The 26,581-nt window shown below is 70.8% G+C and carries 23 protein-coding genes; 12 read left to right on the top strand and 11 right to left on the bottom strand.

The genetic code is table 11. The features are described from left to right. Positions 1–104: 104 nt before the first annotated feature. Positions 105–1,226: an inorganic phosphate transporter gene (locus tag RAB71_RS09350; RefSeq protein ID WP_010343422.1), complete on the bottom strand. Its 1,122-nt coding sequence runs from the start codon at positions 1,224–1,226 to the stop codon at positions 105–107. 85 nt (positions 1,227–1,311) lie between these two features. Next, complete coding sequence (locus tag RAB71_RS09345) at positions 1,312–1,938, bottom strand: DUF47 domain-containing protein (RefSeq protein WP_010343421.1); 627 nt, start codon at positions 1,936–1,938, stop codon at positions 1,312–1,314. Between the two features lie 260 nt (positions 1,939–2,198). Between RAB71_RS09345 and RAB71_RS09340 the strand changes: the two genes are divergently transcribed. Together RAB71_RS09340 and RAB71_RS09335 are read left to right on the top strand one after the other, a co-directional pair. Then, on the top strand, positions 2,199–3,542 hold the full coding sequence (locus tag RAB71_RS09340; protein ID WP_010343420.1) for a hemolysin family protein: 1,344 nt from the start codon (positions 2,199–2,201) through the stop codon (positions 3,540–3,542). Continuing rightward, positions 3,526–4,188: an exopolysaccharide biosynthesis protein gene (locus tag RAB71_RS09335; protein ID WP_010343419.1), complete on the top strand. Its 663-nt coding sequence runs from the start codon at positions 3,526–3,528 to the stop codon at positions 4,186–4,188. Before RAB71_RS09340 ends, RAB71_RS09335 begins: the two co-directional genes overlap by 17 nt. 33 nt (positions 4,189–4,221) lie before the next feature. On the opposite strand, the gene RAB71_RS09330 is transcribed toward RAB71_RS09335, so the two are convergent. After that, a complete protein-coding gene (locus RAB71_RS09330; protein WP_010343418.1) occupies positions 4,222–4,410 on the bottom strand; it encodes a hypothetical protein in 189 nt (62 codons plus the stop codon). Between the two features lie 198 nt (positions 4,411–4,608). Then, complete coding sequence (locus RAB71_RS09325) at positions 4,609–5,607, bottom strand: LLM class flavin-dependent oxidoreductase (protein WP_010343417.1); 999 nt, start codon at positions 5,605–5,607, stop codon at positions 4,609–4,611. Between the two features lie 483 nt (positions 5,608–6,090). Here RAB71_RS09325 and RAB71_RS09320 point away from each other — a divergent pair, with 483 nt between their 5' ends. Further along, positions 6,091–6,897: an SDR family oxidoreductase gene (locus RAB71_RS09320; RefSeq protein ID WP_041500098.1), complete on the top strand. Its 807-nt coding sequence runs from the start codon at positions 6,091–6,093 to the stop codon at positions 6,895–6,897. Between the two features lie 134 nt (positions 6,898–7,031). Here RAB71_RS09320 and RAB71_RS09315 read toward each other — a convergent pair whose 3' ends face one another. Then, a complete protein-coding gene (locus tag RAB71_RS09315; protein WP_010341044.1) occupies positions 7,032–7,769 on the bottom strand; it encodes a sulfurtransferase in 738 nt (245 codons plus the stop codon). A 97-nt stretch (positions 7,770–7,866) separates the two neighbouring features. After that, entirely contained in the window at positions 7,867–8,232 is a 366-nt protein-coding gene (locus RAB71_RS09310) for a DUF6164 family protein (RefSeq protein WP_010341043.1), read from the bottom strand. 67 nt (positions 8,233–8,299) lie between these two features. On the opposite strand from RAB71_RS09310, the gene RAB71_RS09305 reads away from it, so the two are divergent. The 3 genes from RAB71_RS09305 (at position 8,300) to RAB71_RS09295 (ending at position 11,615) form a co-directional block, all read left to right on the top strand. After that, complete coding sequence (locus RAB71_RS09305; RefSeq protein ID WP_010341042.1) at positions 8,300–8,743, top strand: FKBP-type peptidyl-prolyl cis-trans isomerase; 444 nt, start codon at positions 8,300–8,302, stop codon at positions 8,741–8,743. Between the two features lie 13 nt (positions 8,744–8,756). Beyond that, positions 8,757–10,016, top strand: a complete 1,260-nt coding sequence (locus RAB71_RS09300) for a TIGR03862 family flavoprotein (protein WP_010341041.1) — start codon at positions 8,757–8,759, stop codon at positions 10,014–10,016. Positions 10,017–10,157: 141 nt separating this feature from the next. Beyond that, a complete protein-coding gene (locus tag RAB71_RS09295) occupies positions 10,158–11,615 on the top strand; it encodes a serine hydrolase (RefSeq protein ID WP_010341040.1) in 1,458 nt (485 codons plus the stop codon). A gap of 31 nt (positions 11,616–11,646) precedes the next feature. Here RAB71_RS09295 and RAB71_RS09290 read toward each other — a convergent pair whose 3' ends face one another. From RAB71_RS09290 to RAB71_RS09275, 4 genes are all read right to left on the bottom strand, one after another. After that, complete coding sequence (locus tag RAB71_RS09290; RefSeq protein ID WP_010341039.1) at positions 11,647–13,833, bottom strand: diguanylate cyclase domain-containing protein; 2,187 nt, start codon at positions 13,831–13,833, stop codon at positions 11,647–11,649. A 129-nt stretch (positions 13,834–13,962) separates the two neighbouring features. Beyond that, entirely contained in the window at positions 13,963–14,457 is a 495-nt protein-coding gene (locus tag RAB71_RS09285; RefSeq protein WP_081481901.1) for a GNAT family N-acetyltransferase, read from the bottom strand. Then, positions 14,454–16,076: an FMN-binding glutamate synthase family protein gene (locus RAB71_RS09280; RefSeq protein WP_010341037.1), complete on the bottom strand. Its 1,623-nt coding sequence runs from the start codon at positions 16,074–16,076 to the stop codon at positions 14,454–14,456. The genes RAB71_RS09285 and RAB71_RS09280 overlap by 4 nt, the downstream gene beginning before the upstream one ends. A 126-nt stretch (positions 16,077–16,202) precedes the next feature. Then, on the bottom strand, positions 16,203–17,492 hold the full coding sequence (locus RAB71_RS09275) for a nucleotide sugar dehydrogenase (RefSeq protein ID WP_010341036.1): 1,290 nt from the start codon (positions 17,490–17,492) through the stop codon (positions 16,203–16,205). A gap of 364 nt (positions 17,493–17,856) precedes the next feature. On the opposite strand from RAB71_RS09275, the gene RAB71_RS09270 reads away from it, so the two are divergent. Beyond that, complete coding sequence (locus RAB71_RS09270; RefSeq protein ID WP_017911090.1) at positions 17,857–18,180, top strand: hypothetical protein; 324 nt, start codon at positions 17,857–17,859, stop codon at positions 18,178–18,180. Positions 18,181–18,195: 15 nt separating this feature from the next. Further along, a complete protein-coding gene (locus RAB71_RS09265) occupies positions 18,196–18,372 on the top strand; it encodes a hypothetical protein (protein WP_010341034.1) in 177 nt (58 codons plus the stop codon). A 78-nt stretch (positions 18,373–18,450) separates the two neighbouring features. Here the strand turns inward: RAB71_RS09265 and RAB71_RS09260 are convergent, their stop codons facing one another. Then, positions 18,451–19,431 carry a LacI family DNA-binding transcriptional regulator gene (locus RAB71_RS09260; RefSeq protein ID WP_010341033.1) on the bottom strand — a complete coding sequence of 327 codons (981 nt, stop codon included), beginning with the start codon at positions 19,429–19,431 and terminating at the stop codon, positions 18,451–18,453. 161 nt (positions 19,432–19,592) lie between these two features. Here RAB71_RS09260 and ptsP point away from each other — a divergent pair, with 161 nt between their 5' ends. The 4 genes from ptsP (at position 19,593) to RAB71_RS09240 (ending at position 26,203) form a co-directional block, all read left to right on the top strand. Beyond that, the gene (ptsP, locus tag RAB71_RS09255; RefSeq protein WP_010341032.1) at positions 19,593–22,106 is read left to right on the top strand and encodes a phosphoenolpyruvate--protein phosphotransferase; all 2,514 of its coding nucleotides are present in this window, start codon (positions 19,593–19,595) and stop codon (positions 22,104–22,106) included. Beyond that, on the top strand, positions 22,103–23,056 hold the full coding sequence (gene pfkB, locus RAB71_RS09250) for a 1-phosphofructokinase (RefSeq protein ID WP_041501137.1): 954 nt from the start codon (positions 22,103–22,105) through the stop codon (positions 23,054–23,056). The genes ptsP and pfkB overlap by 4 nt, the downstream gene beginning before the upstream one ends. A gap of 55 nt (positions 23,057–23,111) precedes the next feature. Next, positions 23,112–24,842: a PTS fructose transporter subunit IIC gene (locus RAB71_RS09245; protein ID WP_104609566.1), complete on the top strand. Its 1,731-nt coding sequence runs from the start codon at positions 23,112–23,114 to the stop codon at positions 24,840–24,842. A gap of 92 nt (positions 24,843–24,934) precedes the next feature. Continuing rightward, entirely contained in the window at positions 24,935–26,203 is a 1,269-nt protein-coding gene (locus RAB71_RS09240) for a carbohydrate porin (RefSeq protein WP_010342681.1), read from the top strand. Positions 26,204–26,581 lie beyond the last annotated feature (378 nt).

Genomic DNA, 26,581 nt, shown 5'->3' with positions numbered 1-26,581 from the left:
GCGCGAGGGAAATGGGACGAACCAACACCGCAACATGGTCACCGTTCGCGGGAAATCTATGCTTTTACGATTCCCGTTTCCCCACTCCCGATTCCCGGCCCCACTCACACCCACCCAGCCAAGGCGAATCCGCGGAAAATCAGATACGCCACGCCGGCCGCGGCGGGGATGGTGAGAATCCAGGCCCAGACGATGCGTTCGATGACGCCGAAGCGCAGCGAGCGCGGGTTCTTGGCGAAGCCCACGCCCATGATCGCGGTGGAGATGCTGTGGGTGGTGGACACCGGCATGCCGAAGTGCGCGGCCAGGGTCAGGATCGTGGCCGAGCTGGTTTCCGCGGCGAAGCCGTGGATCGGATGCAGCTTGACCATCTTGTGGCCCAGGGTCTTGATGATCTTCCAGCCGCCGGAGGCGGTGCCGGCGGCCATCACCACCGCGCAGGTCAGCACGATCCAGGTGGCGATGCCCTGCCCCTGATGGGCGTCGGGGTGCAGGAACGCCAGCCACGACGGCAGGTCGTCCAGGGCGCCGGTGCTCTGCGCGCCGATCAGGGTCATGGCGATGATGCCCATGGTCTTCTGCGCGTCGTTGTGGCCGTGCGCGTAGCCCATGTACGCGGCCGAGGCGATCTGCGCCTTGCCGAAGAAGGCGTTGACCCAGCGCGGCCGCGCCAGCCGCCCGAGCGGGCCGCCGAGCCTGGCCAGGCCGGCGATCGCCGCCCACAGCAGCAGCATCACCGCGATGCCGAGCAGGAAGCCGGCGATCGGCGAGGTGACCATCGGCACGAACACCTTCCACAGCAGGCCCTTGTTCTTGGCCCAGTCTCCCACGGTCTGCGACCAGATCAGCGCATCCCAGTCGTTGTGCGCCGCGGCCAGGCCGGCGCCGCACAGGCCGCCGATCAACGCGTGCGAGGACGAGGACGGCAGGCCCTTCCACCAGGTGATCAGGTTCCAGACGATGCCGCCGAGCAGCGCGCACAGCACCACCTGCGGGGTCACCGCGACCACGTCGGTGTTGAGCAGGCCGGAGGCGATGGTCATCGCCACCGCGGTGCCGGTCAGCGCGCCGACCAGGTTCATCGCCGCGGCCAGCATCACCGCCCAGCCGGGGCTGAGCACCTTGGTGGCGACCACCGTGGCGATCGAGTTGGCGGTGTCGTGGAAGCCGTTGATGAATTCGAACACCAGCGCCGCCAGGATCACGATCAGGACCAGGCTCAGCATCGGCGCGCCTCCACGCACGCGGCGGCGGCGGCCGGCGCGCGCAGGGCGCGACGGCCGCGCAGGCAGCAACTCCGCAGCGCGTCCATCAGGAGTTCTTCAGCACGATCTGGTAGACCACCACGCCGGCCTCGCGGCAACGGTCGATGGCCTTCTCCAGGATTTCGAAGAACTCCTTGAGCAGGAACATCTGCAGGTTGTCCAGGCGGCCGGAGTAGATGTCGCGGTACAGCTCCAGCATCAGTCGGTCGGCCTCGTTCTCCAGCGAGCGCAGCTTGTCGTTGAGCGCGCTCATCCGGTCCAGGTGCATGTTGCGCAGGTCGTGGACCATCTCCACCACCACCGCCGCGGCCTGCTCCAGCATCGCCGCGCGCGGGGCGAAGTCGATGTGCTCCAGGTGCTGGATCGCCAGCGAGTAGCGGTCGGCGAACTTCTCCACCTGCTTGGGGATCTTGTACAGCGCCGAGCCCAGCGCCTCGATGTCCTCGCGCTCGATCGGGGTCATGAAGCTGTCCACCAGCGCCTGGCCGATCTTGTCGGAGGCCGCGCGCTCGCGCAGGCGCGCCAGCTTGAAGGCGTCCAGCGCCGGCTGCCGGTCGGACTCGCGCATCATCGCGTGCAGGGCCTTGGTGCTGTCGTAGGCGGCCTGTGCCGCCTCGTCGAGCAGGGTGTAGAACTGCTTGCCGGAACCGAAGATGGTCTGCAACGAAAACATGCAACGCGCTTCCCGCCGTCGCGGGAAGGACGGCACTGGGGCGGAATTATGACTGTTTGCTGACACCTGCGGGTAGTCGCGGCCGCTGGGCAGGCCCCGGGCCATGTCGGCGCGGCGTGGACGCGGCCCCCGCCCGGGTTTGTTACCATCGCCGCCGCGCCCTTCGCGGGCGCACCCTATGGACGACCACCCCAGCCCCCCTCCCCTGCGCCGCAACGGCGCCCATGTCCCCGCTTTCCTTGGCGCCAAGGAGCGCGCGCATGCTTGAACTGTTGATCGTTGCAGCCCTCATCCTGCTCAACGGTTTCTTCGCGATGTCCGAGATGTCGCTGATGACCTCGCGCAAGAGCCGGCTGAAGCAGATGGCCCAGTCCAGCACGCGCGCGGCCAAGGCGCTGGCGCTGGCCGAGAACCCCGAGCACTTCCTGTCCACCGTGCAGATCGGCATCACCGCCATCGGCATCCTCACCGGCACCTTCGGCGGCGAGGCCATGGGCGTGGCGATCGCGGTCAAGCTGCAGGCGCTGTTCCCGGCGCTGGCGGCCAACTTCACCCTGTTCGGCGACCCGCAGCCGTGGTCGGCGCTGATCGGCAAGACCCTGGCGATCGTGCTGATCACCTTCCTGACGCTGATCTTCGGCGAACTGGTGCCCAAACGCCTGGCGCTGACCCGCTCGGAGGTCATCGCCGGCTTCGTCGCCATTCCCATGGGCTGGCTGGCCCGGGCCGCCGCGCCGTTCGTCTGGGTGCTGTCGCGCTCGACCCGGCTGGTACTGCGCCTGCTCGGCCTGGGCAAGGAGGAATCGGCTTCGGTGACCGAAGAGGAGATCCGCATGCTGGTGGCCGAGAGCCACGAGGCGGGCGTGATCGACGCGCACGAGCGCGACATGATGAACCGGGTCATGCGCCTGGGCGACCGCACCGCCGACAGCCTGATGACCCCGCGCAACCGCATCGCCTGGCTCGACGCCAACGCCGAGCCGCAGCGCAACCTGCAGGTGATGCGCGAGCACGAGTTCTCGCGCTACCCGGTGTACCGCGGCAGCGACCAGGACATCGCCGGCGTGCTGGAGGTGAAATCGCTGGTCACGCGCATGGACGGCGACGCCACCCAGCTGTTCCAGAGCCTGCGCGACACCCTGTTCGTGTCCGAGTCCACCCACGCGATGAAGCTGCTGGAGATCTTCCGCGAGGAACAGCAGTCGATGGCGCTGGTGGTGGACGAGTACGGCGAGATCCAGGGCCTGGTGACGATCAGCGACCTGATGGGCGCGGTGGTCGGGCGCCTGCAGTCGGCCGACACCGCCGACGAGGACGCGCTGGTGGTGACCCGTGCCGACGGCTCGCTGCTGATCGACGGCTCGCTGGCCATCGAGGAACTGCGCGAACTGCTCGGCGGCGCCGAGCTGCCCAGCGCCGAGGAAGGCGACTACAACACCCTGGCCGGGCTGTGCATCTACTACTTCGGGCGCATCCCGCACGCCGGCGAGTTCTTCGACTGGGCCGGCTGGCGCATCGAGATCGTCGACCTGGACGGCGCGCGCGTGGACAAGCTGCTGCTGCGCAGGCTGCAGGACGAGAACAGCGATGACATCACCGGGTGACGCACCCGGCGGTGCGCCGCACGACGGCGACCACGGCTACAGCGCCGAGGGCATCCGCACCCTGCTCGACACCTTCGTCCTGGGCGACCCGGACGAACACCTGCGGCTGCGACTGATCCTCGCCGATCTGCAGCAGAGCGCGTTCGGCGTGTTCCTGTTCGTGGCGATCCTGCCCGCGTTTCTGCCGGTGCCGGGCCTGGCCGGCGGCATCAGCGGGCCGCTGGTGACGCTGATCGGCCTGCAGATGCTGATCGGGCTGCGCAAGCCGTGGTTGCCGCGCTTCATCGGCGAGCGCGGGCCGCGCCGCCGCACCATGCAACGCTTCGTCGGCCGCATCGCGCCGTGGCTGCGGCGCCTGGACCGGCTGCTCAAGCCGCGCCTGCCGGCGCTGGTCGACACCCTGCCGGCGCGTGCGTTCAGCGGCCTGCTGTTGGTCGTGCTGGGGATCCTGCTGTCGCTGCCGATCCCGTTCACCAACTACGCCTTCGGCGCGATGCTGCTGCTGTTCGCGCTGGCGCTGCTGGAACGGGACGGTGGGCTGATGCTGCTGTCGTGGCTGGGCAGCATCGCGGTGGCGCTGAGCCTGGGGTTGGCCTCGGACCAGGTGGTCGACCTGGGCCGGGAATGGATGCAGAAGCTGCGCTGACGCATCGCGGCGGCGGCGCGCAACGCCACCCGCTCACTTCACCAGGTACAGCCCGGTCTCGTTGGCGAACACGTTGCGCATGTGCGCCTGACGCGGCGAGGCGTTCTGGGTCGACCGCTCGACCGCCTGGCTGCGTACGCGCTCCAGGCATTTGCTCAGCTGTTGCAGTGCCGCCTCCAGTCCACATTCGTGCACCGGCGCAATCGGATGTTGTGCGTTCATTGCCGATCCCCTGTTCGCGTCGTTGTACGGCCATGTCCTGGGCCGAACGCCACGCTGATGCATGACGCGCCACGATCACATACCCGGCAAAATCAAGACATCGTGAAAGCAGTGCGTGCTGTGATGCTCATCAACACTGTTGCGGCGTTTCTCGCTGGAGTGCGTCTGCGCTCGTAGACACCTGCGCAGATGCACGCATCAGGCGGCCGCAGCGACCTGGGTCCATGCCTCCGCCGCCGATTGGAACGAGCGCAAGCGCGCCGCGTGATCGTGGATGTTCGCGGTCAACAGCAGTTCGTCCGGGCGGTGCCGCGCGACGAAGTCCGACAGACCCTGCGCGACCGTGCCGGGATCGCCGAGCACGGTGCAGGCCAGCGCCCGTTCCACACCCAGCTTCTCGTGTGGCGCCCAAAACGCTTCGATGTCGTCGATCGGCGGCGGAATCAGCCCGGGGCGACCGCGGCGCAGGTTGACGAAGCTCTGCTGCTGGGTGGTGAACAGGCGCCGCGCCTCTTCGGTGGACGCGGCGGCCACCACGTTCAAGGCCAGCACCGCATACGGCGCCTGCAGGCGCGCCGACGAGCGGAACTCGCGGCGATACACCGCCAGCGCCTCGTCCATCGCGTCCGGCGCGAAATGCGAGGCGAAGGCGAACGGCAGGCCCATCGCCGCGGCCAGGCGCGCGCTGAACAGGCTGGAGCCGAGCAGCCATACCGGCACCTCGATGCCGGCGCCGGGCACGGCGCGCACCAGTTGCCCGTCCACCGCCGGCTCGAAATAGCGCAGCAGTTCGGCGACGTCGTGCGGGAACTGGTCGGCGCTGTCGAAGTAGCGGCGCAACGCGCGCGCCGTGGCCTGGTCGGTGCCGGGCGCGCGGCCCAGGCCCAGGTCGATGCGTCCGGGATACAGAGACGCCAGGGTGCCGAACTGCTCGGCCACCTGCAGCGGCGCGTGGTTGGGCAGCATGATGCCGCCCGCGCCGACGCGGATGCGCTTGGTACCGCCGGCCACATGCCCGATCAGCACCGCGGTGGCGGCGCTGGCGATGCCGGGCATGTTGTGGTGCTCGGCCAGCCAGTAGCGATGGTAGCCCCAGCGTTCGGCGTGCTGGGCCAGGTCCAGCATGTTGGCGAAGGCGGCGCTGGTGTCGCTGCCTTCGCAGACCGGGGCGAGGTCGAGGATGGAGATCGGCATCATGGTGCGGCGGGTTCCTGCAGGCGATGCGGACGAGGTGGGGACGCTGGTTGCCGATTGCAGCGGCCGTGGCCGGAACGCTGATTTGCGTTGGGTGTGATGGGTGTGGTGGGTGTGTGTGGATGCGGGATGCTTGGCTGGCCGCCGTACCCTCACCCCAACCCCTCTCCCGGAGGGAGAGGGGCTTTGGCTCTCCCTTCTCCCACCGGGAGAAGGTGCCCCGAAGGGGCGGATGAGGGTGCGGGCGAAGCCTCGGATTGCCAGATCGCGACGCGAGCGCTGCGCTCCGTACCCTCACCCCAACCCCTCTCCCAACGGGAGAGGGGCTTTGGCTCTCCCTTCTCCCACCGGGAGAAGGTGCCCCGAAGGGGCGGATGAGGGTACGGGCGAAGCCTCGCATCATCCGATCAACGAAAGCGCCACTACCACATTGGTTGCACAGCGCGCTGGCTAGGCTGACACCCCTGCCCTCGCCCGGTCGCCCCCATGTCGCTGATCCCGCCGCCCGCCCCCGTCCCCGCCCTGCCCTTGCGCGACCGTGTGGTGCTGGTCACCGGAGGCGCGCAAGGTATCGGCCGCGGCGTGGTGCAGGCGGTGCTGGGGGCTGGCGGCACGGTCGTATTCGGCGATCTCGACGCCGACGCCGGGCGGGCCTGCGTGACCGAACTGGATACCGGCGAGCGCCTGCTGTTCCGCCGCGTCGACGTGGCCGCCGAGGCCAGCGTGAGCCGCTTCATCGAGGCCGCGCTGACCCGGTTCGGCCGCATCGACGGGCTGGTCAACAACGCCGGCATCGCCGATCCACACACCGGACCGCTGGAACGGCTGTCGCTGCGCGAGTGGAACCGACGGCTCGGCGCGAGCCTGGGCGGGGCGTTCCTGTGCAGCAAGCACGCCCTGCCGGCATTGCGCGACAGCCGCGACGGCGGCGCCATCGTCAACATCGCCTCCACCCGCGCGCAGCAGTCCGAGCCGGACACCGAGGCCTACGCCGCGTCCAAGGGCGGGCTGGTGGCGTTCACCCACGCGCTGGCGATCAGCGCCGGGCCGGCGGTGCGGGTCAACTGCATCAGCCCCGGCTGGATCGCGACCGATGCCTGGCGCAAGCCGAATGCGCGGCGCACGCCCAAGCTGTCGCGGCAGGACCATGCGCAGCATCCGGTCGGTCGTGTCGGTACGCCACCGGACATCGGCGCCCTGGCGGTCTATCTGCTGTCGGCCCAGGCCGGCTTCATCACCGGCCAGGAGTTCGTGGTCGATGGCGGGATGACGCGCAAGATGCAGTACGCCTGACGGCGTGGGGATTGGGGATTCGGGATTGGGGATTCGTTGAAGCCGCTGCTGCTTCGCCTGACGGGCCACGTGCATTAGCTGGCAGCAACCCGCCTTTGCCAATGCCCAATCCCGACTCCCCAATCCCACGACAATCAGCCGCCCACCAGCGGCTCCAACTGCGGATCCAGCGCCACGCGTTCGTCGAAGACGAAGCAGCGGCCGTCGTAGCCCTCGCCGCCCACTTCCTCGAAGTAGCCGAGGATGCCGCCGTCCAGTTGCAGCACGTTGTCCATGCCGTCGGCGCGCATCCACAGCGCCGCCTTTTCGCAGCGGATGCCGCCGGTGCAGAAGCTGACCACGGTGGCGTCGGCCAGGGCCGCGCGATGCGGGGCCAGCGCCTCCGGCAGGTCGGTGAACTTGACGATCGGCAGGGTCAGCGCGCCGGCGAAGGTGCCGTAGACCACTTCCTGCGCATTGCGCGTGTCCAGCAGCACCACGCGCCGGCCGGTGTCGTCGTGCCCCTGGCGTAGCCAGCGCTGCAGGGTCGCCGGCGCCACCGCCGGTGCGCGCGCCGCCTCCAGCGGCGAAGCGGCGTCGCGGCGGAAGCTGATGATCTCCGGCTTGACCTTGACCTTCAGCCGCGCGAACGGCTGCTGTGCGCTGGTGCTGGTCTTGACGCGCAGATCGGCGAAGCGCGGATCGGCACGCAACTGCGCGTAGAAGCCGTCGATCGCCGCCGGCACGCCGGCCAGGAACAGGTTGATGCCCTCGCCCGCCACCAGGATCGTGCCGCGCAGGTCGCCGTCCTGCGCCCAGGCGTGCAACTGCGCGGCGAGCGCGTCGGGGTCGGCGATGGCGACGAAGTGGTAGGCGGCGGTGTTGGCGATCATCGACGCATTTTAGAGCCTGCGGCGCATCGCCGCTGCGCGAATCGGGCTGCCCCACCGCACACCGGCACATCGGCGACGCGTGTCGCAGCGTGCGCCGCTAGCCGCGCAGCAGCAGGAACGGCAGCAACACCAGCGAAGCGACCAGCAGCATGCCCAGCAGCGTCGCCAGCACGAACAGCGGGCGCCGCCGCAACAGGCCGGCGAAGGTCTCGGCGCTGCCGTCGCGCAACGCCGCGGCGCGCTCGGCGCGGGCGCGTTGGCCACGTTCGGCCTGGTACTCGGCCAGCAGCGCCTTGGCGCGCGGCTGCTCGGCGTCCTCGCGCAGCCAGATGCCGCCGGCGGAGATGCCGAAGGTGCCGGCGCGGGTTTCGTAGTAGCCGATGCCGGCGGCATCGAGCAGCGCGCAGACCTCGGCGCGTTCGTCGTCGGGCACGTGGCGCAGGTTGAGCAGCAGTTTGGCCATGCGCGGAATGATAGCCGCTGCGGCGATGCGCTACCCTTGCACGCCCTGCCCGCCGTGGACGTCCCGCATGCGCCGAATCCTGCTGCTGTTGAGCCTGTCGTTGCCGGCGTGGCTGCTGAGCGGCTGCACGCCGCCGGGTCCGCCGCCCGGCGGCAGCATCGCCGCGTTCCAGGCCACCGACGAGCGCGTCGGCGACGGCGCCGAGGCGCGCCCCGGCAGCCGCGTCACCGTGCACTACACCGGCTGGCTGTACGACGAGCACGCCAAGGACAAGCGCGGCGAGAAGTTCGACGCCTCCGCCGACCACGGCCAGCCCTTCAGCTTCGTGCTGGGCGGTGGCCAGGTGATTCGCGGCTGGGACGAGGGCGTGGCCGGCATGCGCGTGGGCGGCAAGCGTCTGCTGATGCTGCCGTCGGACTACGGCTACGGCGACAGCGGCGCCGGCGGGGTGATCCCGCCGGGTGCCTCGCTGGTGTTCGAGGTCGAACTGCTCGATGTCCAGCCGCGTTGAGCCGACTGCGCCGATGCCCGCCAGCAAGCACGCCGCGCCGGTGCGCGGCCGTCTCGCCATCGTCGGCGGCGGTCCGGCCGGGCTGATCGCCGCCGAGACCGCGCGCGCCGCCGGCGCCGAGGTCGACGTGTACGAGGCCAAGGGCTCGGTGGGACGCAAGTTCCTGATCGCCGGCAAGGGCGGCCTCAACCTGACCCACTCCGATCCGTTCGAGCGCTTCGTCGCCCGCTATCGCGAACGCGCGACCGCGGTCGGCGACTGGCTGGCCGACTTCGATGCCGACGCGCTGCGCGCCTGGGCGCAGGCGCAGGGTGTGGAGACCTACGTCGGCAGCTCCGGCCGGGTGTTCCCGCTGGACCGCAAGGCCGCGCCGCTGCTGCGCGGCTGGGTGCGGCGGTTGAAGGACGCCGGCGTGCGCTTCCACGTGCAGCAGCGCTGGCTGGGCTGGGACGCGGACGGCGCGTTGCGCTTCGCCGGCGCCGACGGCGAGCAGCGCGTGCAGGCCGATGCCTGCGTGCTGGCGCTGGGCGGCGGCAGCTGGCCGCAGCTCGGCTCCGACGGCGCCTGGCAGGACACGCTGCGCGCACGCGGCGTGGAGGTGGCGCCGCTGCAGCCGGCCAACTGCGGCTTCGACGTGGACTGGAGCGCACATTTCCGCGAGCGCCATGCCGGCGCGCCGCTGAAGCCGGTGGTCGCGCACTGGCACGACGCGCAGGGCCAGGCGCAGTCGCTGCAGGGCGAATGCGTGGTCGGCGAGCACGGCATCGAAGGCAGCCTGATCTATGCGCTGGCCGCGGATCTGCGCGAGGCCATCGCCGCGCACGGCCCGGCCACGCTGTGGCTGGACCTGGTACCCGGCCGCGACCTGCCGCGGCTGCAGGCCGAACTGGGCAAGCCGCGCGGCGGCCGCAGCTTCGGCGAGCATCTGCGCCGCCAGGCCGGCATCGACGGGGTCAAGGCGGCGCTGCTGTTCGAGATCCTCGGCAAGCAGGCCGGCCAGGATCCGGCGCTGGCCGCGGCCACGCTCAAGCGCCTGCCGCTGACCCTGCTGCGCCCACGCCCGCTGGCCGAGGCGATCAGCAGCGCCGGCGGCGTACGCCTGGAGGCGCTGGATGCGCAGCTGATGCTGCGGGCGCTGCCCGGCACCTTCTGCGCCGGCGAAATGCTCGACTGGGAAGCGCCGACCGGCGGCTACCTGCTCACCGCGTGCTTCGCCAGCGGCGTGCGCGCCGGGCGCGGCGCGGTGGCCTGGCTGCAACGCGCCACGCGCTGAGCGACATCGGCACGGCGACTGGCCGGAACGGCCAGTGACCTTCGGGCCTGTCGTCGCCATCGCCGCAGCACGTATTCCTGCACGGACGTGACGACCGCGGCTGTCTCGCGGTTCCAGCTCACCTGCCGCCTGGAGCGACGTATGCGTCCATCGATCCTGTTCTGCGCACTCGGCCTGGTTAGCAGCGCCGTGGCCGCAAGTGCCCTACCCGACACCAGCCCGAAGATCCGGCAGGTCGAGCAAGGCCTGCTGCCGGCCGTGGTCACCCAGGACCAAGCGGGCGCGCAACTGTCGCTGCTCGACCAGATGGACGCGCTGCACGTCCCGGGCATGGCGATCGCGGTGATCCATCGCGGCCGCGTCGCCTGGGCCAAGGGCTATGGCGTCACCGCCACCGGCGGGGCCGCGGTCGATGCCAGGACCCTGTTCCAGGCCGGCTCGGTGAGCAAGCCGGTGGCGGCGATGGCGGCCTTGTCCCTGGTCCAGGACGGACGCGTGGCGCTGGACGCCCCGGTCAATGCGCGCCTGACCTCGTGGACCCTGCCCGATTCCGCCGACAGCCACGACCATCCGGTAACGCTGCGTCAGTTGCTGTCGCACACCGCCGGCACCAGCGTGCACGGTTTCGACGGCTACGCCCGCGGCGCCGCCGTGCCCACCCTGCAGCAGGTGCTCGACGGCCAGACGCCCGCGAACTCGGCGCCGGTGCGGGTGGAGGCGCCGGTCGGGGTGCGCTACCGCTATTCGGGCGGCGGCTACACGGTGATGCAGCAATTGCTGATCGACGTCGGCGGACAGGACTTTCCGACGCTGCTGCAGCAGCGCGTGCTGGCGCCGCTGCGCATGCGCGCCAGCAGTTTCCGCCAACCGCTGCCCGCACGCGATCTGGCGCACGCGGCGCAACCGCACGATGCCAATGGTGCACCGGTGGCAGGCGGCCCGCACACCTACCCGGAACTGGCCGCGGCCGGCCTGTGGACCAACGCCCAGGACCTGGCGCGCTATGCGATCGAACTGTGCGATGCGCAGGCCGGCCGCGGCCGCGTGCTGTCCGCCGCCAGCGTCCGCGCCATGATGACCCCGGTGCGGGATGGCTACGGCCTGGGCCTGAACATCGGCGGCGCCAGCGCGCGCAAGTACGTCTATCACGACGGTTCCAACGCCGGCTACAAGGCCACGCTGGTGGTGTATCCGCAGAGATGCGATGGCGCGGTGGTGCTGAGCAATGGCGACCAGGGCTACCAGTTGGGTCTGGAGATCGTGCGCGCCATCGCCGCGGCCTACGCCTGGCCGGACTTCCAGCCGGTCCGGCGCACTGCCGTCGCGGTGGACATCGCCGCGCAGCGGCGCTTCGTCGGTACGTTCGCCATTCCTGAGCTGGGCACGTTCCGGATCCGCGAAGCGCAGGGCCGCCTGCTGGTGGAACTGCGCAAGGATCAGGCGTATCCGCTGATTCCCGCGTCGGATCACGCATTCTTCCTGAGCGCGCAGGACATCGTCATCCGCTTCGATACGCCCGGCGATGCCGACCAGGGCACGCTCGACGCCGATGGCGGTCACTATCCGTTCCGGCGCGTGGCCGCGGACAGCGCACCGTAGCCAGCACCGGCATCGCGCCGGCGGACTACGCTCAGAGGGTTGCGATCTGCACCCGCGCCTGCGGATCGCGCTTGGCCACGTACATGGCCTCGTCGGCGCGCTGGGTGAGCAGCACCGGATCGAAGCCGGGGCCGGCCTGCACGGCGATGCCGATGCTCGGCTGCAACGGCAGGTGCCGGCCACTGACCTCGCAGCCGTCCGCGCACGCCTCCATGATCCGCGCCGCGGCAGCCAGCACTTCGCGCCTGGCGTCGGCCAGGCCTTCCAGCAGCACCACGAACTCGTCGCCGCCCAACCGCGCGATGCTGTCCTGCCCGCGCAGGCAACGCTGCAGCAGCCGCGCGAAGTGCACCAGCAGCGCATCGCCGACGTGATGGCCGAAACGGTCGTTGACGCTCTTGAAGTCGTTCAGATCCAGGAACATCACCGCCACCTGGCCCTGGCTGCGGCGCTCGCTCATGCGTCGCCGCAGCGTCTGGTTCCAGGCCATCCGGTTCGGCAGCCCGGTCAGCTCGTCGCGCAGCGCGCGCTCTTCCAGCAACCTCGCCAACCGGGTCTGCCCGGTGATGTCGCTGATCATCAGGTGTAGGCCGACCCGCTGTGGCGCCAGCGCCACGTCTGGGATGAGGCTGAAGTGCATGATGCGCAGGGCATCGGCGGCATCGCACAGCTCGGCGTCGAACTGCGCCGGCACGCCCTGCAATGCCGCCGGCAGATGCGGTTGCAGCAAGGCCAGTTGCTGCGGGTCCAGCACCTCGTGCAGGCGGCGGCCGATGATGCGCTCCGGTGCCAGCCCGAACCACTCCGCGTACGGCCGGTTGGCGAACTGGTAGCGCAGGTCGTGGTCGAGGTAGGCGATCAGCGCCGGCGCGTTGTCGGCGATGGTGCGCAGCTGCGCTTCGCTGTCGCGCAGGCGGTGTTCGGCCAGATGCTGCTCGGTGATGTCCTGGATATGGGTGACGAAGTGCAAGGGGCGCTGCTGTTCGTCGCGCACCAGCGACACCGCCAGACGCGCACGCACGGTATGGCCGTCGTGGTGACGGTAGCGCCTTTCGCTACGGTAATCGCTGCTGTGGCCGGCGATCAGCGCGGCCACCTGTTCCATGTCCACGGCCAGATCTTCGGGATGGGTCAGATCCTGGAAACGCAACTGCAGCAGTTCTTCGCGGCTGTAGCCGAGCATCGCGCACAAGGCGTCGTTGACGTCCAGCCAGCGCCCCTCCAGCGACACCAGCGCCATGCCGTGCGCGGCCGCCGAGAAGGCGCCGGAGAAACGCTGCCCCGCCAGCAGCGCCGCGTGCGCCGCCGCGCGTTCGGCGCTCACGTCGCGCATCACGCACACCGCGCCCAGGCTGCGCCCATCGCCGCCGTCCAGCCGTTCCGCATTGCACAGCACGCTGCGCGGCGCCTGCCCCTTGGCGGCGATCACGATCTCCGCATCGCGCACCGATTCGCCGCGCCAGGCACGGACCAGCGGCACTTCCTCGCTGGTCAGCGGGCGCCGGCCGCTGGCATCGAACAGGTCGAAGTACTGCGCCCACTGCTCGGGCGGCAAGGCGCGCGGATCGGCCCCGTGCCACTGCCGCGCCACCTGGTTGAACTCGCCCAGCGTGCCATCGGCCAGGCACGAGACCACGCCGTCGGGCATGGTTTCCAGCAGCAGGCTCAGCGTCTTGGCTTGGTCATGGGCGATGCGTGCGTCGCGGCGCGCCTCCAGATGCGCGGTGACCTGCCTGGCCAGGCGCTGCAGACCTTCGCGCTGGCGTGCGTCCAGTTGCCGCGGACGGGTGTCGATCACGCACAGGGTGCCGTAGCTATAGCCCTGGTCGCCGACCAGCGGCATGCCGGCGTAGAAACGCAGGTGCGGCGCGCCGCACACCAGCGGGTTGCCGGCGAAACGCGGATCCAGTGTGGCGTCCGGCACCTCCAGCAACTGCGGCTCCAGCAAGGCATAGGTGCAGAACGCCATCTCGCGCGGATAGCCGGTGGTGCCGGCGGGCAGGCCGCAGCTGGCCTTGAGCCATTGCCGGCGTTCGTCGATCAACGAGACCAGGGCGATCGGCACCTCGCACAGCCGGCTGGTCAGCCAGATCAGGTCGTCGAAGGTCGGCTCCGGCGGGGTGTCCAGCATCCCCAGCTCGGCCAGCGCACGCAGGCGCTCCGCTTCGTCGACGGGCAGCGGCGCGGGAACGACGTCGGGGACCGAGGGTTGGTTCATGCGCAGCACGCCGGGGAGGAACCGGCACGATAGCCGGCAGCGGTGTGGATGGCGAGCATGCGCAACGCGTGCGGCAGTGCAAAAAAGGCCGTCGTTGCCACATCCGCGCCATGTTGTGGGATACCGACCTCAGCGTGGCGCCGCGCCGCGCTTCTCCATGAACACGCACGCCAGCACGATCCCGCTGGGATGGGGATAGCCTCCCTCGCGCACCACCACATACCCCTGCGCGCGGTAGAACGCCACCGCGTTCAGCGCAGCGGCGACATGGATGCGCGGACAGGCTGCAAGGCGCTGTTCCAGTGCCTGCAGCAGACGCCGGCCGAGACCGCCGCCGCGCAGGGTGGGATCGACGAACAGGCCGTCGATCTCGGCACCGGCCAGCTCGACGGTGCCGAAGCCGAGCACGCGGCCGTCGCGATCCTCGGCGACGATCGCCCCACCCGCGGCGACCAGCCCGCGGTACGACGCCGGTGCCGGGGCCGCCGACCAGCGCGCGATCACCTCCGGCGGGTAATGGCTGCTGCAGACCTCGCGGACACAGCGGGTGCGCAACGCCCACAGCGTTGGGATGTCCTCGGGCACCCCGGGCCGCAACCGTATCGGCGGCGGCGCCTCGCTCATTGCGACTTGCTGTCGCGCAGCCGCCGGATCCGCTCCGGCGGCTGGAACGAATCGCTGCGCGCGTCGCCCCAGTAATCGTGGAAGACCGCATGGTCGGGCACCGTGCGCAGCAGTTCGCCCGGCTCCAGGTAGCGGTACAGCGAGGCCAGCGAGCGGATCTCCACCTGCGAGATGCGGCGCAGGATGTGTTCCGGCCCCAGTTGCGCAGGATGCGCCAGCCCGGCGGCACTGAGCAGTTCGCGCAGGGCCTTGAGCGTGTTGGCGTGGTAATGCGCGACCCGGGTGGCCTTGTCGGTGGGGTCCAGATGCTGCCAGCGGCGCCGGTCCTGGGTGGCGATGCCGGTGGGGCAGCGGTCGCTGTGGCAACTCAGCGACTGGATGCAGCCCAGCGCGAACATGAAGCCGCGCCCGGCGTTGCACCAGTCCGCGCCCAGCGCCAGGGTGCGCGCGATGTCGAAGGCGCTGGTGATCTTGCCGGCGGCGCCGAGCTTGATGCGCTCGCGGATGTCCAGCCCGACCAGGGTGTTGTGGACCAACAGCAGCGCTTCGTGCATCGGCACGCCGACGTGGTCGATGAACTCGGCCGGCGCCGCGCCGGTACCGCCCTCGGCGCCGTCGACGACGATGAAATCCGGGTACAGCCCGCTTTCCTGCATCGCCTTGGCGATGGCGAACCACTCCCACGGATGGCCGATCGCCAGCTTGAAACCGGTCGGCTTGCCGCCGGACAGTTCGCGCAGACGCGCCACGAACTGCAGCAGCTCCAGCGGCGTGGAGAACGCAGAATGCCGCGACGGCGACACGCAATCCTGGCCCATGGCGACGCCGCGGGTGGCGGCGATCTCGGCGCTGACCTTGGCCGCCGGCAGCACACCGCCGTGGCCCGGCTTGGCGCCCTGCGAGAGCTTGATCTCGATCATCTTGACCTGCTCCAGCGTCGCGTTGGCGACGAAGCGCTGCGGGTCGAAGCGCCCCTCCTCGTCGCGGCAGCCGAAGTAGCCCGAGCCGATCTCCCACACCAGGTCGCCGCCGCACTCGCGGTGGTAGGGCGAGATCGAGCCCTCGCCGGTGTCGTGGTAGAAGCCGCCCTGGCGCGCGCCGGCATTGAGCGCGCGGATGGCGTTGGCCGACAGCGCGCCGAAGCTCATCGCCGAGATGTTGAACACGCTGGCCGCGTAGGGCTGCGCGCAGTCGGCGCCGATGGTGACGCGGAAGTCGTGGCCGGCGATCTCGCTGGTGGCCAGCGAATGGTTGATCCACTCGTAGTCCGGCGCGTAGGTGCTGCGCTGGGTGCCGAACGGCACCACGTCCATCACGTTCTTGGCGCGCTGGTACACCAGGGCGCGCTGCTGCCGCGAGAACGGCGCTTCTTCGATGTCGCTCTGCAGGAAGTACTGGCGCATCTCCGGGCCGACCGACTCCAGTCCGTAGCGGAAATGCGCCAGGATCGGGTAGTTGCGGCGCAGGGTGCTGCGGGTCTGCAACAGGTCCACGGTGCCCAGCACCGCCAACACGGCAAAGGCCGCCACGCCCCAGCCCCACAGCGGCCAGATCGCGCACAGGGCGATGGACAGCGCCAGCAGCAGGCAGCTGGCGAGATAGGCTAGGTAGCGGTGCATCGCGGTCCTCGCAGGCGTCTGAAGCCGGCGAGTGTAGAGGGTGTGGCGGTCATGGCGTTGCCACCGCCGCCGGGTCCGCTCCGCGCAGGTACAGCTTGCCGGTGCCAGGCGCGCCCGCGCCCCGTCTTACAGGCGGTCGTCCACCGCCGCGCGCGGCCACACCGACTTGACGTCGTAGACCACCAGGTCGGGCGTGCCGAGCGCGCGGATCTGCGCCGCGTCCAGGTCGCGGTAGGCCGCGTGCGCCACCGCCAGCACCACCGCGTCGTAGCGGCCGGGCACCGGCTCTGGCAGCAGCTCGACGCCGTGCGCCTGCGCCGCCTGCGGATCGGCCCAGGGATCGCAGGCGTCGACGCGGGCGCCGGCCGCGGCCAGCGCCTGCACCAGCTCCAGCGCGCGGCTGTTGCGCAGGTCCGGGCAGTTCTCCTTGAAGGTGACGCCGAGCACCAGCACGGACGCATCGGCCATCGCCACGCCCTTGCCGGCCAGCAGCGCCTGCACCCGCGTGGCGACATGCGCGCCGACCCGGTTGTTGACCTGGCGCGCGGTGTGGATCAGGTCCGGGTGGTAGCCCACGCTCTCGGATTTGTGCAGCAGGTAGTAAGGATCGACGCCAATGCAATGGCCGCCGACCAGGCCCGGCCGGAACGGCAGGAAGTTCCACTTGGTGCCGGCGGCGTCCAGCACGTCCTGGGTGTCGATGCCGAGCCGGTCGAAGATCAGCGCCAGCTCGTTGACCAGGGCGATGTTGACGTCGCGCTGGATGTTCTCCACCACCTTGGCCGCCTCGGCCACGCGGATCGACGGCGCGCGCCAGGTGCCGGCGGCGATGATCCCGGCGTACAGCGCGTCGACCGCGTCGGCGGCGGCGGGATTGGAGCCGGAGGTGATCTTGCGGATGTCGGCCAGGCGCCGCTGGCGGTCGCCGGGGTTGACCCGCTCCGGGCTGTAGCCGCAATGGAAGTCGACGTCGCAGCGCAATCCCGAGCCCTGCTCGAGCAACGGCACGCAGACTTCCTCGGTGGTGCCCGGGTAGACGGTGGACTCGTAGATCACCAGGTCGCCGCGCTTGAGCACGCCGGCCAGCAACTCGCTGGCCTGGCGCAGCGGCTGCAGGTCGGGCTGCTCGTGCGCGTCGATCGGGGTCGGCACGGTGACGATGTACACGTTACGGTCGCGCAGCGCGGCGGCATCGTCGCTGTAGCGCAGGTGCACGCCGGCGCGCAGTTCCTCGGCCTCCAGTTCCAGGGTCTGGTCGTGCCCGGCGCGCAGTTGCGCCACCCGCTGCGCATCGATGTCGTAGCCGAGCGTGTCGTGGCGGGCGCCGAACGCCACCGCCAGCGGCAGGCCGACATAGCCGAGGCCGATCACGGCAATGCGCGGCGGCGCGGAATCGAACACGGGGGCGACGGACATGCCAATCCTTTACGGGCGCCGGCAGCGGCGGCCGTCGGCGCGTGGTGGGGAAATCGGGGTGCCCGCGGACGCGGACCTCGTGCATGGTAAGCGGCTGCGGCGGCGCGGACCAAGTCGATCGGCGGAACGCCGGGTCGCGCATGCGCGCCTCGTCTTCACACGCCGCGTCGGCCGCCTTCACAACGCTGTGTGTGAAAGTCGGCGTCCAACATCACGCTTTGTGGCCGTGTGAGCGCGCGTCTTGTCATCCACACCACATGAGCACCACCTCACCTTTACGCGCCGCGGCCTAGGGTGATGGAGCGGTGGCTGCCAGGGGGGCACCCTCCGCCTCCCTCTTTCCTCTCACTCAAGGAGAACTCGCGTGAGTCACGCTCCGAGCCTGCTCGTGGATGTCGAAGCCGAATTGGCGCACTGGAAAGCGCTGCACGCGGCGGGCAAATTGGGGTCGCAGTCGTTCAGCGAACATGCGCGCCTGATCAAGATGGCCTGCGATGTGTTCCTGCAGTTGCCGCGCGAATCCAACGACGTGCGATTGCAGCGTCTGCGTCAGCGCTACGACGCCGAACACCCCTGGCCGCGCATCGCCTGGAGCGATGCCGAAACCCTGGTCGTCGCCTGCTGGGCGCGCCTGGACGGATCCGAGCAGCACGACCGCCATCCGGATCCGGCGCCCACACCCGCCTGATCCAGGAGGTTCGTCATGTCCCCGCCCGCCAACCGCGACAACGCCCACGATTCCCAGCAACGCAGCCACACGCCGGACAAGATCCACAACGACGATGCGCAGTGGAAGGATCGCGACCAACCCGACAGCGACCCCAAGCGCGACCACGCCGATCCCGAGCACGACTACCCGCGACCGGACGGCAGCGAGTAAGCAAGCCACCACTCCCGCTGCGGCAGCGTACCGTCGCCGCAGCGGCACCCATCCCACATCCTCACGCCCCAGCGGCCATCAGCGCAGGCTCGATCCGCGCACGATGCAGCGACCGCTGAGCACCACTTTGCGGGTGGGCTGCGTCGGCGCGTTCATCCGCTCCAGCAGCAACGACATCGCGGTGCGGCCCATCTCTTCCACCGGCTGTTCGATCACGGTGATCCCGGGCTCGACCAGGTCGGTCCAGCTTTCGTTGTCGAAGCCGGCCAGCGCCAGATCCTGCGGAATGCGCAGGCCGGCGCCGCGCGCGGCCTTCATCGCGCCCATCAGCAGCAGGCTGTTGCTGGCCACCAGCGCGTCCGGTCGCGACGCCTGCGCCAGCCAGTCCTGAACCTCGGCGATCGCCGCCTCCGCGCTCGGCGCCACCTCGCGGTAATCCGGCGCCAGGCCGTGTCCGCGCATCGCCTCCAGATAGCCGTCGCGACGCTCGGCGGCGGTGCTGCTGGTCCTGCCGAACAGGCCGCCGATCCGGCGCACGCCCCGGTCGACCAGGTGATCGACCAGGGCCGCCATCGCCGCCGCATTGTCCAGCACCACGCTGTCGTGCGTGCCACTTTTGCCGGCGCGGTCCAGCAGCACCACCGGATGGCCGAAGCTCAACTTGCCCAGTTGGCTCTGGGTGGTGCGGGTGGGGGCGAAGATCAGCCCGCTGACCCGCTCTTCCTGCATCAGTTGCAGGTACAACGCCTCGCGTTGCGGATCCTCGTCGGTATTGCACAGGATCACGCGCATGCCGGCGCGGTAGGCCACGTCCTCGACCGCGCGGATCGCCGCGGTGAAGAACGGATTGCGGATGTCGGCGACGATCAGGCCCACGACCCCCGAGTGCTGCGAGCGCAGCCGCCGCGCCATCAGGTTGGGGCGGTAGCCGGTTTCGCGCACCGCTGCTTCCACCCGCGCCCGCACCTCCTCGCTGACCGGGCCGTGGCCCAGTGCGCGCGACACCGTCGAGGTCGAGACGCCGGCGACCCGCGCTACGTCGTGAATGCTGACGCTCACTGGCAACGTTCCCGCTTGTTTTCCATGTCGACCCCCTGTCTTTGTGGCGCTGCCGGATAGTAGCACCAGGCTTTTCCGAAAGAATTGTGCACTGCACATTGACGATCGACTGGGAACGTTCCCACACTGCGCCACTCGTCGCCCACCCTCAAGGACTCCGCGTGTCCCAGACGCCCTCCTCATCCCTGGTTTCCAGCGACCTGGTCCGGGTCGCTGCCCAGGCCCACGACAAGGCCGACGCGATCGCCCAGGCGGCGCAGTTGCTGATCGCCGCCGGCTGCGTGCCGCCGGCCTACGAGGCCAGCATGCTGCGCCGCGAAGCACTGGCCAACACCTTCCTGGGCCATGGCGTGGCGATCCCGCACTGCACCGGCGAGGACCGCCACCTGGTGCGCCGCGACGGCATCGCCGTCCTGCAACTGCGCGACGGCGTGGAGTGGAACCCGGGCCAGACCACGCGCCTGGTGGTCGCCATCGCCGCCCAGTCCGACACCCACATCGCCGTGCTGCGGCGGCTGACCCGTTTGATCCAGGACCCGCCGCGGCTGGAGGCGCTGTTCGCCAGCGACGACCCGCAGACGATCGTCGCCGCGCTGAGCGAGGACGCGGCCCCCACCGCGCCCACCGCCCCGGCCAGCGACCTGGCCGAACGCTTCGACTGGACCGTGCGCTATCCCACCGGCCTGCACGCCCGCCCGGCCACGCGCTGGGTGGAAACCGCGCGCGGCTTCGCCGCCCGCATCCAGGTGCGTGCCGGCGACCAGGTCGGCGACGCCAAGAACCTGGTGTCGCTGCTGCAACTGGGCCTGCACGCCGGCGACACCGTGACCATTTCCGCCGAGGGCCAGGACGCGGCAGCGGCGCTGGCGCGGCTGCGCAGCGTGATCGACGCGCTGACCGCGCAGGAACAGGCCGATGCCGAAGCCGCCGTGCAACGCCGCGCCGCGCCGGTCGCCGGCTGGACCCCGCCGCAGGCGCAGCCGGCCATCGTCGGCATCGGCGCCAGCCCCGGCCTGGCGATCGGCGTGGTGCACAAGCTGGCCGGGCATGATGTCGCGGTGGCGGACACGCCGGTGCCGCTGAGCGACGGCGGCGCCCTGCTCCACGACGCCCTGCAGCGCACCCGCGCGCAACTGCAGGCCATCGAGGACGACACCCGCCGCCGCCTCGGCGCCGGCGATGCGGCGATCTTCCGCGCCCAGGCCGAATTGCTCAACGACACCGACCTGATCACCCTGGCCTGCCAACTCATGGTCGAGGGCCACGGCGTCGCCTGGTCCTGGCAGCAGTCGGTCGAGCGCTTGGCCAACAAGCTCTCGGCGCTGGGCAATGCGGTGCTGGCCGGGCGCGCCAGCGACCTGCGCGACGTCGGCCGCCGCGTGCTGGCGCACCTGGATCCGAGCCTGGCCGGCGGCAGCCTGGCGCAATTGCCGGCCGCGCCGTGCATCCTGCTCGCACACGACCTGTCGCCGTCGGATACCGCCAACCTCGACACCGCGCGCGTGCTCGGCCTGGCCACCGCCGTGGGCGGCCCGACCTCGCACACCGCGATCCTCTCGCGCACCCTCGGCCTGCCGGCGCTGGTCGCCGGTGGCGCCGACCTGCTGGACCTGGAGGACGGCGCCACCGTCATCGTCGACGGCACAAGTGGCCGCCTGTACCTGGCGCCGTCGGAGGCCGACCTGGCCTCGGCCCGCGCCTACATCGACGAACAGCAGCAACTGCGTGCGCGCGAGGCCGAGCAACGCAACCAGCCGGCGCAGACCGAGGACGGCCATCGCCTGGAGATCGGCGCCAACGTCAACCTGCCCGAGCAGGTCGCCGCGGCACTGGCGCAGGGCGCCGAGAGCGTGGGCCTGATGCGCACCGAATTCCTGTTCCTGGAACGCGGCAGCACCCCCAGCGAGGACGAGCAGTACGCCACCTACACGGCGATGGCGCAGGCACTGGACGGCCGCGCGCTGATCGTGCGCGCGCTGGACATCGGCGGCGACAAGCAGGTCGCGCACCTGAACCTGCCGCGCGAGGACAACCCGTTCCTGGGCGTGCGCGGCGCGCGCCTGCTGCTGCGCCGCGCCGACCTGCTGCAACCGCAACTGCGCGCGCTGTACCGCGCGGCCAAGGACGGCGCGCGCCTGGCGATCATGTTCCCGATGATCACCTCGGCCGCGGAACTGCTGACGCTGCGCGCAGAATGCGAGCGCCTGCGCGCGGAGCTGCAGGCGCCGGAGGTGCCGCTGGGCATCATGATCGAAGTGCCGGCCGCGGCGATCCAGGCCGATGCGCTGGCCAAGCACGCGGACTTCTTCTCGATCGGCACCAACGACCTGACCCAGTACACCCTGGCCATCGACCGCCAGAACCCGGACCTGGCCGCCGAGGCCGACAGCCTGCATCCGGCGGTGCTGCGCCTGATCCGCACCACCGTCGAGGGCGCGGCGCGCCACGGCCGCTGGGTCGGCGTGTGCGGTGGCCTGGCCGGCGATGCGTTCGGCGCGGCGCTGCTGGCCGGGCTGGGCGTGCACGAACTGTCGATGACCCCCAACGACATCCCCGCGGTGAAGGCGCGCCTGCGCGGCAGCCGCCTGGACGCGCTGCAGGCGCTGGCACAGCGCGCGCTGGAGTGCGAGAGCGCGGCGGACGTACGCGCGCTCGACGGCGGAGCCGACGCATGAGCGTCGATGCCGTCACCATCACCCTGAATCCGGCGATCGACCTGACCGTGGCGATCGACCGGCTGCAACCGGGCCAGGTGCACCGTGCGCGCAGCGCCCATGCCATCGCCGGCGGCAAGGGCATCAATGTCGCCGCCTGCCTGGCCGACGCCGGGCTGCGCTGCGCCGCGCTCGGCGTGCTCGGCGCAGACAACGCGCAGACGTTCGAGACGCTGTTCGCCGAACGCGGCATCGACGACCGCTGCCTGCGCGCGCCCGGCGACACCCGCACCAACCTCAAGCTGGTCGCCGCCGACAGCGGCGCCACCACCGACATCAACCTGCCCGGCCTGGCCCTGGACCAGGCGCAGCTCGACAGCGTCGGCGCGCGCCTGGCCGAACTGCTGCGCCCCGGCCTGCCGGTGGTGCTCTGCGGCAGCCTGCCGGCCGGCCTGGCCGAGGACACCTGGCGGCAGCTGCAGGCGCAGGCCGCCGCGGCCGGTGCACGGGTGCTGCTGGACACCAGCGGCGCGCCGCTGCACGCCGCCCTGGACGCGCCGCGCGCGCAACTGCCGTTCGCGATCAAGCCCAACCGCCACGAACTGGAGGAATGGGCCGGCGCGCCGCTGGCCAGCACCGCCGACCTGCTCGGCGCCGCACGCGCCTTGCTGGCGCGCGGCATCGGCCTGGTGGCGGTGTCGCTGGGCAGCGACGGCGCGCTGTTCGTACGCGGCGAGCAGGCGCTGCTGGCGCAGCCGCCACAGGTGACCGGCGGCAGCAGCGTCGGCGCCGGCGATGCGATGGTGGCCGGCCTGGTCGCGGCATTGCGCGCCGACGCCGACCTGGCGACCTGCGCGCGCCAGGCCACCGCCTTCGCCGTGGCCACGCTGGGCAGCGGCGTCGCCCGCCGCCTGCCGCGCGAGCGCCTGGCCGAGCTGGCCGCTGCGGTTCGCGTGGAGACCCTGGCATGACTTCCGTCGCGTCGCTGCTGTGCGCCGCGCCCTCTTGCGCTCATCGGGAGCCCGCATGAATCCGATCCTCGTGGTGATCGCCGCCGGCGATCGCAGTACCGAAGCCGTCCTCGCCGCCGAGGCGCTGCGGCATGCCGCCACGCTGCGGGGCGCCGTCCTGCAGGCCGAGGTGCGTACGCCGCAGGGCGTGATCGCACCGCTGGACCTGGCCGCCGCATCCGCCGCCGCGCCGCTGCTGCTGGTCGGCGACGGCGACGTCGATGCCGCCCGCTTCGCCGGCCGCCGCATGCAGCGCAGCGCGCTGGACGCGGTGCTGGCCGATGCCGGCGCGGTGCTGGCGCCGCTGCTCGCCGCCGCGACGTCCGACGCCGCCGCCGTGCCGGCCGCGACCGACGGCACCGAGGGCGCTGGCAAGCGCATCGTCGCCATCACCTCCTGCCCCACCGGCATCGCCCACACCTTCATGGCCGCCGAGGGCCTGCAGCAGGCGGCCAAGCTGCTGGGCCACCAGATCCGAGTGGAAACCCAGGGCTCGGTCGGCGCGCAGGACGCGCTCAGCGCCGAGGAGATCGCCGCCGCCGACTTGGTGCTGATCGCCGCCGACCGCGAGGTCGACCTGGGCCGCTTCGGCGGCAAGCGCCTGTTCAAGAGCGGCACCAAGCCGGCGATCAACGACGGCCCTGGCCTGATCCGCAAGGCCCTGGCCGAGGCCAGCGTGCACGCCGCCGGCAATGGCGGCAGCGCCCCGGCCAAGGTCCAGGGCGGCCGCTCCGCCGGCCCGTACAAGCACCTGATGACCGGCGTGTCGTTCATGCTGCCCTTCGTCACCGCCGGCGGCCTGCTGATCGCGCTGGCGTTCGCGCTCGGTGGCATCTATGCCTTCGACGACGCGCACAAGGGCACCCTGGCCTGGTCGCTGTTCCAGATCGGCGCCAAGGCCGGCTTCACCCTGATGGTGCCCGCCCTGGCCGGCTACATCGCCTACTCCATCGCCGACCGCCCCGGCATCGCCCCCGGCATGATCGGCGGCATGGTCGCGGCCAACCTCGGCGCCGGCTTCATCGGCGGCATCCTGGCCGGGTTCATCGCCGGCTACGGCGTGGCCGCGCTGAACCGGGCGATCAAGCTGCCGCGCACGCTCGAGGGCCTGAAGCCGGTGCTGATCCTGCCGGTGCTGGGCACCCTGCTGGTCGGCCTGGCCATGCTCTACGTGGTCGGCCAGCCGGTGGCCGAACTGCTGGCCTGGCTCACCGAGTGGTTGCGTGGCATGCAGGGCAGCAGCGCGGTGCTGCTGGGCCTGCTGCTGGGCGCGATGATGGCCTTCGACATGGGCGGGCCGGTCAACAAGGCCGCCTATGCCTTCTCCACCGGCCTGATCGCCAGCCAGGTGTACACGCCGATGGCCGCGGCGATGGTCGCCGGCATGACCCCGCCGCTGGGCATCGCCCTGGCCACCTGGGTGTTCCGCAGCCGCTTCACCCAGGACGAGCGCGGCAGCAGCGCCGCCACCGGCGTGCTCGGCCTGGCCTTCGTCACCGAAGGCGCGATCCCGTACGCCGCACGCGACCCGCTGCGCACCATCCCCGCGCTGATGCTCGGCTCGGCGCTGGCCGGTGCGATCTCGATGGCCGCCGGCGCCGAACTGAAGGTGCCGCACGGCGGTGTGTTCGTGCTGCCGATCCCCAATGCGGTCAGCCACCTGGGCATGTACCTGGTGGCGCTGCTCGCCGGCACCGTGGTCACCGCGGTGGCGCTGCGGGTGCTGAAGAAGCCGGTTAACGCCTGATCCCGTCCATGCGCCGGCGCGTCGCCACGCGATGCCCCTCCCCCCGTCGCCGCTGGCGGCGCGCCGGCCTTTCCCTGCTGAGGAGTTCCGCCATGTCCCGTCCCCTCGTCTCGTCCCTGCCCCTGGCCACCCTGGCGCTGGCGCTCGCCGCACCGCTGGCCCACGCCCAGGACGCCAGCGACGCCTTCAAGCTCAAGCTCGCCTACACCGGCGAAGGCGCCGTGTCGCTGGACGGCGGCAAGCATGAGGGCAGCGCCTACGCCGGGCAGCTGATGTTCGGCACCGACGTGGACCTGCAACGGCTGATGGGCTGGAACGGCGCCACGCTGAAGGTCTACGGCATCAATCGCCACGGCACCAACCTGGCCAACGGCAACATCGGCAACAGCACCTCGGTGCAGGAAATCTATGGCGGCCAGGGCACCCGCCTGGCCAACTTCACCATCGACCAGAAGCTGTTCAACGATCGCCTGGAACTGGAAGCCGGCCGCAGCGTGGCCAACATCCACTTCCTGGGCTCGGAGCTGTGCGGCTACTTCCAGGGCAACTCGGCCTGCGGCAACCCGACCTTCGTGTTCCGCACCAGCAACTTCACATACTGGCCGGTGTCCAGCTGGGCCGCGCACGCCAAGGCCTGGGTGACCCCGAACGTCTACGTCCACGTCGGCGCCTACGAGGTCAACCCGATCCAGGCCGAACGCGGCCAGCACGGCCTGAACTGGAGCACCAACGACAGCACCGGGGTGATCGTGCCCTACGCGATCGGCTACAGCACCCAGGCCAGCGGCGCGCGCCTGCCGGCGATGTACGAGCTCGGCGGCTGGCAGGACAATTCCGACTACCGCGATCCGCTCAACGACCGCAACGGCAATCCGGCGCGGCTGAGCGGGCTGGACTACGCCACCCGCAGCGGCCGCTCCGGCGCGTTCGTGCGCTTCGAGCAGCAGGTCACCCGCCCCGACCCGGACAGCAACCGCGGCCTGGTGCTGTTCGGCTCGGTGCTCAAGGGCACCTCCGGGCAGTTGATCGAAGACCATTTCCTGGAGCTGGGCCTGGTCCAGCGCGGCACCTTCGCCAGCCGCCCGCAGGACAACATCGCCTTCGTCGTCACCCAGCAGCACTACAGCGACGACGCCCTGGAAGACCTGCGCCTGGCCCGCGCCGCGGCGGGCGGCAGCGGCACCCCGCACCGCTCCCAGACCATGATGGAACTGAGCTACGGCATCCAGGTGACCCCGCAACTGCGCATCGCCCCGAACCTGCACTACATCGTGCACCCGGACCAGTTCAACGAGCCGGCACGTACCCGCGACCTGCCGAATGCCCTGGTGGCGGGTTTGCGGCTGGACTGGGCGCTCTGAGGGGCCGGGATTTGGGATTCGGGATTGGGGATTGGCAAAGGCGGGCGGGCTGCGGCCTGAAAGTTTGCGTGCAGGCAGCGGTGTGCGGTGCGGCGCTTACAGGATCAGTGCAGACCGACCCGTCCGTGCATGATGCCCACATGATTTAAGCCTGATAGCGGCACGTTGAACGCACGAGGCCCCGGCATGCCGGGGCCTCGTGCGTTTTCTTCCCTTCGATTCCGATCGCAGTGGCGCTGCGCCGATCCGTCGGCGCCTGCGGGAGCGAAACGTGGCCGGCGAATCGAGATCCGTTCGATTCCGTGAGAACCATCTCCCTGGCGCGGGAGCGGTGACGTTGCCGACGCATGCATGATGCCGCCGCCCCGGGGGCGTGAG

This window comes from Xanthomonas sacchari (assembly GCF_040529065.1).
Taxonomy (GTDB): Bacteria; Pseudomonadota; Gammaproteobacteria; order Xanthomonadales; family Xanthomonadaceae; genus Xanthomonas_A; species Xanthomonas_A sacchari.
Note: the sequence above shows the minus strand (reverse complement) of the source record. Positions and strands in the feature narration are given on the sequence as shown.